This is a genomic window from Daejeonella rubra (assembly GCF_900103545.1).
In the GTDB taxonomy this organism is placed as follows: domain Bacteria; phylum Bacteroidota; class Bacteroidia; order Sphingobacteriales; family Sphingobacteriaceae; genus Daejeonella; species Daejeonella rubra.
Genome location: NZ_FNHH01000014.1, coordinates 65,226 through 76,315, shown reverse-complemented (window position 1 = coordinate 76,315; position 11,090 = coordinate 65,226). Strand labels below are relative to the sequence as shown.

Here is an 11,090-nt window from a genome sequence, read left to right as displayed (position 1 = left end):
ATGTGCTCTTGCAGAATAATAGGCCAGACCTGTTATTTTAATCTGATGATAAAGATAGTTTTCAATTAAGTAACGGCAAAACGTTTTGCTAGCCATAGAGAAACTGGAAGCAGGATTGCGATACAGATGGCTGCAATAGGTGATCCGAAAACAGCAGCCCATGCAGCATCCATTAAGATCAGAGAAATAACTCCTGCTTTAACTGCCTTACCAATATTTTTTCCAAGCGGTTCCTTAATTGCTCTAAAAAGGGGCTTGAATATCATCCAGGCAAATGGAATGATGAAAAATAGCGCAATCAATACCTGCCCTCTGGCCCAGGATAAGTAAAGCATACTACTGATTACCATGAGATACAGAAAAGCCCCATAATAAAGCTTATTTCTGTTTGAACCGTGAACTTCCCCCTGACTGATCATGGTTATAGAAAAAATATAGATCAGAGGTACGATTCCGAGAAAATACCATTCATTGAGAGAAGAAGCAATAATACTGATCCCAAGTAAAAGATTCAATCCACGGCAGAGTCCCATATTCAGGGGACCTAGAAATGAATGGTGTTTTGCATATTTATTATAAAGAAGTGCAAAAAAAGCAATCAAAGCTGCAAGTATTCCGGACAGGACAGAGAGGAAAAAAGCCGCTGCAATTCCTGTTAATAAAAGAAAAGTGCCCAGAAATATAGCTTCATTTAACTTTACTGCTCCACTGGGTATTGCCCGTTCAGGACGTTCAATCTTATCCAGCTCAGCATCAAAAACATCATTGAAAACAATTCCACCCCCATATAACCCGATCGTAGACACACAAAGCAAGAGTACGGGGAAATAGTCTGTTTCAACATTCAGAAAGTACCCGGAAATGGCAATCCCCGCCAGAACATCCGCAACAGAAGTTACGATATTGGCCGGTCGCATCAAACGCAGGAAATTAACGATCCTTTTCAAATCTGCCTAGCTGATTATGATAGAAGACTTATCCGTTCTGGGTTGCTGCCCGCCACGAAGTACCGTGTTTCCTTCGAATTTTTCTGTCTGATCAACAGTTTGCGGACTAGTAAAATCATTTTCATCGATCTGCCCGCTTTGTGCAAATGCTGCGATAGCGTTAGAATAGGTAATCATTTTGATATCCTCATCGCTAATCCCTTTCAATTTCATTAAGGCAGCAGTTTTTGGTACAGCCAATGGATCGCTGATACCCCAATCTGCTGCAGAGTTGATCATAATACGCTCTGGTCCATACAGCTTCGCGACCTCTACCATCCGCTCATTCCCCATTTTTGTAAAGGGATAAATGGTAAAGGCGGCCCAGAATCCGCGATCGAGAACTTCCTTCACAGTTTCTTCATTATTATGGTCGATAATAACCATTTTGGGATCTATACCATGTTCAATGGCAATATCCATACTTCGCTGGGTGCCCTTTTTCTTATCCCTGTGGGGCGTATGTATCTGAATTGGGAGGCCTGCTTCTTTGGCAAGTTCCAGCTGCATCCTGTAATATTTATCTTCAGCAGCGGTCTGGTCATCAAAACCTATCTCACCTACCCCTACTACACCTTCTTTATAAATAAAAAGTGGCAGGAGCTCCATTACCTCTTCAGCAAGTCTTTCATTATTTGCTTCACGGGAGTTTAATCCGATGGTACAATAATGTTTAATTCCAAACTGCGAAGAACGGAACCGTTCCCAGCCAACGAGACTGCTATAATAATCACGGAAGCTGTCAATACCCGTGCGGGGCTGACCTAACCAAAATGCAGGCTCGATCAATGCCACAATACCTGCATCAGCCATTGCCTGATAATCATCCGTAGTTCTTGAACTCATATGAACATGAGGGTCGAAAAACTTCATACCCTTGATGATATCCAGGTTCATAGCCTCTGCTTCAACCCGGGGCCTTCTGTCTTCAAATGAATGGCTACAACACATAATATTAAAATTAAATATCTATTCTTCGGGAGCAAGACTGCCCCAGTTAAGTTCCTTGTTTTCTATTGCTTTTAACAGTTCAGGATATGCATTCAAGAGCTTCTTAGCCGAAACAGAATCTGACCGATATGCGGTAAGTGCTGCAGCCTGCCTGTCTCTCAAACTTCCTTCTTCAAATAATCTTTTAAGATCATTTAATAGGTTTTCATCAATAAATTTGCTTGTTAGTCGCCAGAGATGAGGATTTATCTTTCTATGTGCCGCCCATCGCTCATGGGCATAATCAACAAGTGTTGCGGCAAGTTCAGCGTTAGCACGTTCGTCGATTCCCGCTATCCTGTTTAAGTCCTTATCAGTGAAAAAAGCTTTCAGGATCAGCTGATTCCATGCTTTTTCATCAAGGTAAATAAAAGGATATGGATTATTATACATGATGGCCTCCAGTACGAGTCCGATATTGCTCCTGATTCCCTCCGCACATCTCAATTTCCATGATTCCGCCCAGGCAAACAAAGGTAATGAGGAATAAAGTGCCACGAGCTCATTTACTTCTGCAGCGAGGAATAAATTCTCAATGGTCTTAACATATTTGTCTTTGTCGGAGGGATCAAGCTGCAAGAGTAAACAAAGCCTGCCCAGCCTGTCAATGGTCCAGCCTTCCAAAGTAAAACCTGATTTGATCTTTTTAAGTTCATCGTGAAGTTCCGTGCTGATATTCAGAGGCAATTTTCCAGTTTTCCTCGGCATCATAGCAAAAGCTGAGTTAACAGCTGAAGTTTCAGGAGCCAGGAATTTTTCACTTAACCATTGCCAGGTTTCCTCAGTAACATTGGAACGGGTCAGCTCATTAATGAGCGCCCTGAATCTTTCTGCATCGTAATCAAACATGCCCACAAAATTGAATATCAGAAGGAATTAAATATTGCGAAATCTAACAAAAATTAGCAAGAATCTTAAGCCTAAAAAAGGAATTCAGGATCAAATTCCACCTGACACAAAATAATTTAAGGCAAGAGCTGCTGAAATGATAAGCAAACCGAAAAATTCACGGGTCTTTTCAATGTATGGCTTAGTTGCCTTCATACTTTCTGTGATACTTGGAGTATTATACTTAGTTATCCAATCACGGACACCGTCTTTTCCGAAGAATAAGATCAGCGCATAGATCAGGTAAAATGCGATAAGAAAAAGATAGGTGAACGGGTAATAGAATTCAAATCCTGCAAGTCCGCATAAAATGGATGCCGCCATATAAATTGGTACCCAAAGCCAGGAATCGCTGTCATTCAGGTTAAACCAGGCAAAGACAAGGAAAGAGAGGCAGAAAATAATGTTCAGGATATGTAATAACATGTAAAGCGAATAAATTTTTATGCTAAGATAATATATTCAGCTATTAGGGGGCAATGAAATAATATTCTTCCACTATAGGATAACGAACCCCAAATAAAACGTCCTTCTAAACCGATAAGGCAAAAACAAAAATTCCTTTATTCCACGCGGAATAAAGGAATTTCATAGAAAATATAAAATCAAACAAGCACATTAACCTCTGCCATAGCGATCTTGGTCAGCCTGACATCCGCACTTTTCTCCTCCGCCAGGGTTTCACCCAGTAATTCTTCCGCCTGGGCATGCTCCATGAGTTTGGCATAGGTTACCAAACATCCGTAGCTCGCAATTTCATAGTGTTCAATTTTTTGAGCTGCCGCAATCAGAGCAGCATCCAGTACCTGTCCTACCTCAAAGTTTTCCATGATCTCATCTGCCTCCTCAAGCAAACCTTCCATTGCTTTACATTTTTTGGCACGAACTGTCAAACCAATGCTCTGAAAGGTTTGAACCAGACGTTCTATCTGATGCTCCGATTGAGTATAATGATCATCAAATGCTCTTTTTAAATTCTTGTTAGTTGTCTTTGAGACCATTTTTTTAATGCCTTTCAACAATTGCCTTTCTCCACCCAGGATATCCCTAAGTTCATCTACAAACAATTCGTGGAGATGAGAGTTAGGCATATCAGATGATAATTGCTTTAAATTTGCCATGATTTTTAGTTTTATTGTTAATAAATTTGAATTTATCTCACATGCTAAATGCTCTGACCAATAAAAAATACTACTCTTTGTTGCCAACTTTATGGCTGGTGTTTTATTGACAGAAAGATCCAATAAACAATTTTAAGATATTCCTATTTCTCCCGGCCCGGACCTTGTCCGCCGGAAATCCTATGCCTTTCTAAGGGCATTTGAATATTAGAATTATCCTTATATAACACGATGAAATTTGAAATGTTCTCCGTCTTTCCTGATTATTTTTCAACAAAACCAAAACAAAAAACTCAGCTGAAACAGGCGAAGATCTTTCAACAAGATTTAAGGGATAGTAGAAATCAACAGGAAAAAATCAGGATACAGAAATTATTTATCCTGCGGATCTTTCATTTAGATCAACTAAATAAAGAATATTGGACAAATTCAATCTTTGCCTTCTTTTCGATAGGAACAATGGACGGATGAATAATATGATAGACTTTAGTCTCCATTTCTCTGGATGCCACGATGATCTCGGTACCTTGCGATCTACTCTTAAATAATTCAAGAACCAGATCAGGATTATTATTATCTCTGGATAGATGTGAAAGCAGAAGATGGCTCATATGCGTCCCATTATTGCAGAATAGGTCGAGCGCCTGCTTATTGGATAGATGACCATGCCCTCCCCTGATCCTTGCTTTTAAATGATAGGGGTATCGCCCGTTTTCCAGCATATCCTCATCATAATTTGCTTCAAGGAAAGCCGCATGACAGGCAGAAAAATAACGGATAACGTTTTCACATGGGATGCCAATATCCGTAAACACCCCAACCTTTATTCCATTGCAACTAATAATAAAGCTATGTGGCTCAGAGGCATCATGAAACTTAGGAAAAGCTGTGATTTCAAGATCTCCAATTTGAACTGCCTCATGAGCTTTAAAAGTTCTTAAAAGATGACTTTCTAAACTGAATCCGGACTTTTTCAAAGTCCCCTCCGTGATAAAAACCGGCAGTTTATATTTTTTAGCAATTACCGGAATTCCCCTGATATGATCAGAATGTTCATGGGATACAAAAATGGCCCTAACCTTGGTCATCGATAATCCAAGACGCTCCATTCGCTTTTCTGTTTCACGACAGGTGATCCCTGCATCTACCAGAATTGCATCATTCTGATTTTCAATGTAATAACAATTGCCATTACTCCCAGAATTTAATGATGTAAACGATAATGCCATCCTTATTGGAAAGAAAGATCCGTATCGACCTTCCTGTGAGCCAAAATTATAGAAAAAGCATTAAAGACTTCCTATAATGTGATTATATTCGCTTTTATCATCAATTAACAAGAAAAGAATCATATGAAAATAACAATACAAATAGTTTTCATCTCTGCAATTTGCCTGCTGAGCCTGACTGCACAATCACAACAAAGGCGCCTGATCAATTATACTGAGGTCAGTGCTTTGATTCATAGCAGCACTTCCCTGGCTGACAATTCAAAATTTAGTGGTTTCAGAACCAGGACAGGAATTACAAAGCTCCTGGATGAACATGTAGGAATTGGATTCGCATTAGGAACTGATAATTACCGTAAGGCCAACGGAGCTAATTACAACACGCTTCCAATCACGCTAAATGCATCCTACTATCTGAACCCGGACCTTAGTGGTTTAAAAGCAGATATTTATGGTGGATATGCCGTAAAACTTTTCAATAATATGAATAAAGGATTGACTGCCGGTGCAGGACTTTCATACTCCTTTTCTGTTAATAAGGGCTTAAATTTAGGTCTGCAAACGGGTTATAATTATCAGAAAATCGACTTCCCGGCAAATTTCATGCTGGATAACAGCTTTGATTTAGGAAGCATTCGTCTTGGAATAGGATTGACCTTTAAGTAATTGATTGAGCGGAAAAGATTTTAAGGCTTGATGCGTTTCAAACCCTGTCAGCCTTATTAAATAAAATCACTAATTTTGCATTTTTACGGCTCCTATAACATCTCAACATGTCAAAAAGCACCTACAAGATAGCTGTACTACAGCTAAACCTGAATGATATTGCAGAAAACAATTTAAAAAAATGCATTGCCTGGGTTCGTGAGGCCGCCAAAAAAGGAGCAGAAGTTATCTCACTTCCGGAACTATACAGTAGTCATTATTTCTGCCAGACTGAGGATACAGACAATTTTGCATTAGCTGAACCACTTTACAGTACTTCTTTTATTGCCTTCAGCGCTCTTGCGAAGGAACTTGGAGTGGTGATCATTGTACCTTTCTTTGAAAGAAGAATGGCAGGTATTTATCATAACAGCGCATATATTATTGATACAGATGGATCAGAAGCAGGATTATACCGCAAAATGCATATTCCTGATGATCCTCATTTTTATGAAAAATTCTATTTCACACCAGGAGATATCGGATTCAAAACTTTCCCTACCAAAAAAGGGAAAATAGGTACACTTATCTGCTGGGACCAATGGTATCCGGAGGCTGCAAGGTTAACAGCTTTACAGGGAGCTGAGGTATTATTCTACCCTACAGCAATTGGATGGCATCCATTAGAGAAAGATGAATATGGAGAAAAACAACATGGTGCCTGGATGAATGTGATGAAGGGGCATGCCGTGGCAAATGGTGTTTATGTAGCTGCAGCAAACCGCATCGGATTAGAAAAATATGTACCTGGTACCGAAGGAATTCAATTCTGGGGTTCTTCTTTTATTGCCGGTCCTCAGGGCGAGATACTGGCACAGGCATCCCTTGACCAGGAGGAGATCCTGATCGCGGAGGTTGATCTTAAACTCCAGGAGAATGTACGCCAAAACTGGCCGTTCTTCAGAGACAGAAGGATTGATGCATTTGGCGACATCACAAAAAGAGCGATCCTTTAATATGAGTACAGAAAGACGATTTCCCGCTGAATGGGAGAAACAGCAGGGGATATTACTGTGTTTCCCATATAACGGGAATGACTGGCCGGGAAAATTTGCGGCGGTTCAATGGGCTTTTGTTGAGTTCATTAAAAAAATAGCGACCTATGAGGAAGTTTTCCTTGTCGTAGCCAATCAAAAAACAAAGGAAAAGGTTCATGAAATGCTTAAAAAAGCTCAAGTAGAGCTTAATAAGGTATCATTTATCATTCAAAAGACAAACAGGAGCTGGATGCGCGACTCTGGTCCGATAATCGTTAAAAACGGATCAAAAAGAGAGGCTTTAAATTTCAACTTCAATGGATGGGCAAAATACAAGAACTTTCAACTTGATAGAAACGTACCCTCAGCTGTTTCATCCTTTTTAAATATCCCTTTAACTCAGGTTCTGTATAAAGGGAAGCCGGTAATTCTTGAAGGAGGAGCCATCGATGTAAATGGCAAAGGCACTCTGCTAACTTCTGAAGAATGCCTGATGCATCCAGATATTCAGGTTAGAAATCCTGGATTTACGAAGGCAGATTATGAAGCTATCTTCAAAGAATTTCTTGGCATTACTAATGTAATCTGGCTTGCCGACGGAATAACAGGAGATGATACACATGGACATATTGATGATCTGTGCAGGTTTGTTAATGATGACACGATCATCACTGTTGTAGAATCTGATCCCAAAGACAGTAATTATAACGCATTGCAGGAAAATTTAAAACGCCTTCAGGATTCAAAATTAGAAAACGGGAAGGCACCAAACATTGTTAGCTTACCTATGCCGGGGCGACTTGATTTTGATGGATTGAGATTGCCGGCCAGCTACGCTAATTTCCTGATCTTAAATAAGTCTGTACTCGTTCCTGTGTTCAACGACCCGAAAGATCGTGAAGCACTCAATATCATTGCGGAATGTTTCCCTGACAGAACCATTATTCCAATCAGTGCCATAGACCTGATCTGGGGCTTTGGAACGCTTCATTGTTTAAGTCAGCAAATTCCTGAGTAAAAAATCAAAGCGAAATATATGGGTTGTAAAAAAGAAATTTGAGAACTCAATATTATTTACTGATTAATAATAAACAATGCTGAATAAGCCAAATCCCATTTGCTAATTCGCTAATTTTCAAATTTGCTAATTATTGCTGTCCGGTTAAATTAAAAAATCTTTATTTACGCTGTTAAATATGGTGCATTATTTTAAATTCGAAAAGCAAGCCCCCTGTAACCTTGCCACCCTCTATCGCCGGGTGGGCTCGGCACTTTTGAAGGCCAAAAGTGCCCAAAAGCCTTTTTCAATCCCTAGGTGCCTTTTGTCACAAGACCACCACACATCAAAAAAAGTGATCGCTGCCTTTGGGGGATATCAAAATATGAAAGCCGTCCGGATATGATCCCAAAATCTAATGCTCGGAAGTGTTATTTGAAAGAAACTGCATCTGTTTTTTGATTTTTTCGGCACTGGGGATTGTCTTCGGTTCCGTTTATCTGATATGAATGGTAGCTGGGACAGTGGAATGGGTAACAACCGTTCATAAATTACCGGTATTGCTTATTGCATATATCGGCCTCCTGGGATTTGGCAGTAAAGGCGCGTTTTATCCTTGCATTAATGATCATAAATCACTGCCTTTAAGTAATCCAGAGAAGTGTTGCAGATCCATTCATATATTTCACTTCCCTTAACACGGCTTGGATTACACCGATAGGATAAAGTGTGATTTTACAAGAAATACCGGGAAGCCGCGGCTCTTTTGCTTCCTTTTCCAGCTGAAGGGAAAAGTAAGTGCCCTCTCCCGGCATGAGCGGGATGATTTTAATTTTAATTGATCATATAAAATTTTATCCGGACACTAGTGATTTACTAATTAAAGCAGCAAACTATCTATTCTGTGAGCATGAACGATATTATCGCAAGGCGACCAGGTAAAGATTGTAAACCCACCATCCTGAGAAGCCACTAATGCAATGGCATCTTTTTGATCGTGTACAAACTGTGCGGCCGAGATATGCCGCGTACCACCACTGATTGCCGGGTTTACAATGCGCCCATCCCCACCGATAACCGGCTCCGTCAATAAGATCTCCTCAACTCTAGGCTGACCATCTATATGTCCTATCTTGGCACCAAAAGCAAGAACTTCATGCTTATCGCTTATAATTGTTGCCCCATCGATGGCTGTTAGTCCGGCAATACTCTCAATTTCCCGGTTAAGTTCTCCAAGCCATAGACTGGAAGTCCATTTACTTTGATCTTCCTGCATCAGATCGGTCAGACCTTTATAAGTCGGAGAAACTGAATACTTTACGGGTTGCAAAATGGAAGCACGCCAGGCTTCACTTCCTGATGGCACTACCAGTAATGAACCTCCATGTTTATGTGCCCGCATAGAAGTGGCTAGCTGAATCAGTACATTCACTGAATTATCTTCAGATGCTGAAGCAAATCCGAGCAGAGAAGTAAGCAGAACCGGACAATCAGGAAGATTCCTGCTGCTCTCATCCACAATCTTGATCTGATCACCTATCAGGACCACGATATTAGTGAATTTACCGAATCCATTCATTCGCCTATGCTTGATCACAAGAAGGCCAGGCTCTGAAACATCCAATACGAAACAATAATTAGGAATTTTGTGGGTTGTTCCCCAAATAAATAAGCCATTCTCATCATACCAAACACCAAGATGAATTCCTGGCCGCTCAACACCGGGGCCAAGCTTGGTAAGTACTCTGGGGTTAAATGGAAGTCTGTTTTCAAATACCAGAGGAAAACCTGCCTGTTCAGGAGATACAAAGGCTATGGATATTTTCGGAGAATTGCCTTCCTCACGCCTCAAACTGGCCCAAAATGCAGTATCCAGCATGGCTTCAATCTGACGGGCAGATGGAGAAGCTGCAAGGTCATGTTCACCGCTACGCATAGCTTCTTCCAGGTGAGATGAAAAATGCTTCTCTGCAATTGAGGCAACGGCCGATGCCGCTTTATAGGTTGGTTCGGTTAGCATTGTTATTTATTAAATGAGTGCAGCAAAACCTTCAGGATCAGCTGTTTGCCGGAACATTTTGCGGGCAAAGTTCAGCGATCATTTCATAGGAACGAACTCTCGCTTCATGATCAAATATATGAGAAGTTACCATAAGTTCATCTACACCAGTAGCATCAGCAAATTCAACAAGTTTATTTTGAACATTTTTCCCGGAACCAATGAACGTATAATTCAACATTTGCATAACAGCATATCGCTCTGATTCATTCCAGATCAAGCTCATATCCTCCACAGGAGGCTGAAGCTTTTTCCGGGTACCTTTAATTACGTTCAGGAAAGTGGAATAAAGAGAAGTTGCAAGATATTCAGCCTCATCATCAGTATTCGCGGCAATAACATTCACTCCTGCCATTACATACGGTTGTTGCAGTGATTCAGAAGGCCTGAAGCTATCCCGGTAAACCTGTAAAGCAGTAAATAATAAAGATGGGGCAAAATGGCTTGCGAATGCAAATGGCAAACCCAGAATTCCTGCCAATTGCGCACTGTATGTACTTGATCCAAGTAACCAGATCGGAATAGCTAGCCCCTCTCCGGGGATTGCCCTTACCGCTGAATCTGCGTTATCCGCCGACAGGTAGGTTCTTAATTCCATCAGACTTTTTGCAAAATCCTCTCCTGAACCATCCAGATTCCGGCGAAGTGCCATGGCTGTTAATTGATCTGTTCCTGGTGCACGGCCTAATCCCAGATCTATCCTTCCGGGATATAAGGATTCAAGTGTTCCGAATTGTTCTGCAATAATTAATGGGGCATGATTTGGCAGCATGATGCCACCCGAACCTACCCGAATAGAAGATGTTCCTGCTGCAATATGAGCTATCAGAACAGATGTTGCTGAACTGGCAATACCATCCATATTATGATGTTCGGCCATCCAGTACCTGTTAAATCCGAATTTTTCTGCATTCTGAGCAAGATTGAGACTATTCCTGAATGAATCTGCTGCGGTTTTACCGGACAGAACAGGTACAAGGTCGAGGACAGAAAGCTGTAAGGGTATGTTTTTAAAATTTTGCATGATCTTTGGAGAACATCTCCGAAAATCAGATCCGGAGATATTCTTCAAAATTAAGCTTTAGGAAATTATCAGAAGCCCTGATGATATAATAGGATTGTCAAATTCAATATCCAT

The 11,090-nt window shown here is 40.7% G+C and carries 11 protein-coding genes; 3 read left to right on the top strand and 8 right to left on the bottom strand.

Going from position 1 to position 11,090, the window contains the following annotated elements:
- Nucleotides 1-65: 65 nt before the first annotated feature.
- From eboC to BLR27_RS11000, 6 genes are all read right to left on the bottom strand, one after another.
- On the bottom strand, nucleotides 66-947 hold the full coding sequence (gene eboC, locus BLR27_RS11025; RefSeq protein WP_245704495.1) for a UbiA-like protein EboC: 882 nt from the start codon (nucleotides 945-947) through the stop codon (nucleotides 66-68).
- Nucleotides 948-953: 6 nt separating this feature from the next.
- Nucleotides 954-1,937: a TatD family hydrolase gene (locus BLR27_RS11020; protein WP_221406328.1), complete on the bottom strand. Its 984-nt coding sequence runs from the start codon at nucleotides 1,935-1,937 to the stop codon at nucleotides 954-956.
- An 18-nt stretch (nucleotides 1,938-1,955) separates the two neighbouring features.
- Nucleotides 1,956-2,825, bottom strand: coding sequence for an EboA domain-containing protein (locus BLR27_RS11015; protein WP_090704850.1), 870 nt, complete (start codon nucleotides 2,823-2,825; stop codon nucleotides 1,956-1,958).
- Nucleotides 2,826-2,915: 90 nt separating this feature from the next.
- Complete coding sequence (locus BLR27_RS11010) at nucleotides 2,916-3,290, bottom strand: transmembrane 220 family protein (protein WP_090704848.1); 375 nt, start codon at nucleotides 3,288-3,290, stop codon at nucleotides 2,916-2,918.
- A 179-nt stretch (nucleotides 3,291-3,469) separates the two neighbouring features.
- Nucleotides 3,470-3,985: a YciE/YciF ferroxidase family protein gene (locus BLR27_RS11005; protein ID WP_090704901.1), complete on the bottom strand. Its 516-nt coding sequence runs from the start codon at nucleotides 3,983-3,985 to the stop codon at nucleotides 3,470-3,472.
- A 401-nt stretch (nucleotides 3,986-4,386) separates the two neighbouring features.
- The gene (locus BLR27_RS11000) at nucleotides 4,387-5,214 is read right to left on the bottom strand and encodes an MBL fold metallo-hydrolase (RefSeq protein ID WP_090704845.1); all 828 of its coding nucleotides are present in this window, start codon (nucleotides 5,212-5,214) and stop codon (nucleotides 4,387-4,389) included.
- A gap of 123 nt (nucleotides 5,215-5,337) precedes the next feature.
- Here BLR27_RS11000 and BLR27_RS10995 point away from each other — a divergent pair, with 123 nt between their 5' ends.
- The 3 genes from BLR27_RS10995 to BLR27_RS10985 all read left to right on the top strand — a co-directional run bounded on the left by BLR27_RS10995 (nucleotide 5,338) and on the right by BLR27_RS10985 (nucleotide 7,914).
- On the top strand, nucleotides 5,338-5,880 hold the full coding sequence (locus BLR27_RS10995) for a porin family protein (RefSeq protein WP_090704842.1): 543 nt from the start codon (nucleotides 5,338-5,340) through the stop codon (nucleotides 5,878-5,880).
- A gap of 107 nt (nucleotides 5,881-5,987) precedes the next feature.
- Nucleotides 5,988-6,875: a carbon-nitrogen hydrolase gene (locus BLR27_RS10990; protein WP_090704839.1), complete on the top strand. Its 888-nt coding sequence runs from the start codon at nucleotides 5,988-5,990 to the stop codon at nucleotides 6,873-6,875.
- On the top strand, nucleotides 6,796-7,914 hold the full coding sequence (locus tag BLR27_RS10985; protein ID WP_221406327.1) for an agmatine deiminase family protein: 1,119 nt from the start codon (nucleotides 6,796-6,798) through the stop codon (nucleotides 7,912-7,914). Before BLR27_RS10990 ends, BLR27_RS10985 begins: the two co-directional genes overlap by 80 nt.
- 859 nt (nucleotides 7,915-8,773) lie before the next feature.
- Here BLR27_RS10985 and BLR27_RS10980 read toward each other — a convergent pair.
- Nucleotides 8,774-9,913 (bottom strand): putative sensor domain DACNV-containing protein, encoded by a 1,140-nt coding sequence (locus BLR27_RS10980; RefSeq protein WP_090704835.1) that lies wholly within the window; start codon nucleotides 9,911-9,913, stop codon nucleotides 8,774-8,776.
- Nucleotides 9,914-9,950: 37 nt separating this feature from the next.
- Nucleotides 9,951-11,024: an LLM class flavin-dependent oxidoreductase gene (locus BLR27_RS10975; protein ID WP_245704494.1), complete on the bottom strand. Its 1,074-nt coding sequence runs from the start codon at nucleotides 11,022-11,024 to the stop codon at nucleotides 9,951-9,953.
- Between the last annotated feature and the right edge of the window lie 66 nt (nucleotides 11,025-11,090).

Coding starts and splice junctions, on each gene's coding strand:
- BLR27_RS11000 (WP_090704845.1), bottom strand. CDS start 5,214: ATGGCATTATCGTTTACATCATTAAATTCTGGGAGTAATGGCAATTGT.
- BLR27_RS10980 (WP_090704835.1), bottom strand. CDS start 9,913: ATGCTAACCGAACCAACCTATAAAGCGGCATCGGCCGTTGCCTCAATT.
- BLR27_RS11010 (WP_090704848.1), bottom strand. CDS start 3,290: ATGTTATTACATATCCTGAACATTATTTTCTGCCTCTCTTTCCTTGTC.
- BLR27_RS10995 (WP_090704842.1), top strand. CDS start 5,338: ATGAAAATAACAATACAAATAGTTTTCATCTCTGCAATTTGCCTGCTG.
- BLR27_RS10990 (WP_090704839.1), top strand. CDS start 5,988: ATGTCAAAAAGCACCTACAAGATAGCTGTACTACAGCTAAACCTGAAT.
- BLR27_RS11015 (WP_090704850.1), bottom strand. CDS start 2,825: ATGTTTGATTACGATGCAGAAAGATTCAGGGCGCTCATTAATGAGCTG.
- BLR27_RS10985 (WP_221406327.1), top strand. CDS start 6,796: ATGTACGCCAAAACTGGCCGTTCTTCAGAGACAGAAGGATTGATGCAT.
- BLR27_RS11005 (WP_090704901.1), bottom strand. CDS start 3,985: ATGGCAAATTTAAAGCAATTATCATCTGATATGCCTAACTCTCATCTC.
- BLR27_RS11020 (WP_221406328.1), bottom strand. CDS start 1,937: ATGTGTTGTAGCCATTCATTTGAAGACAGAAGGCCCCGGGTTGAAGCA.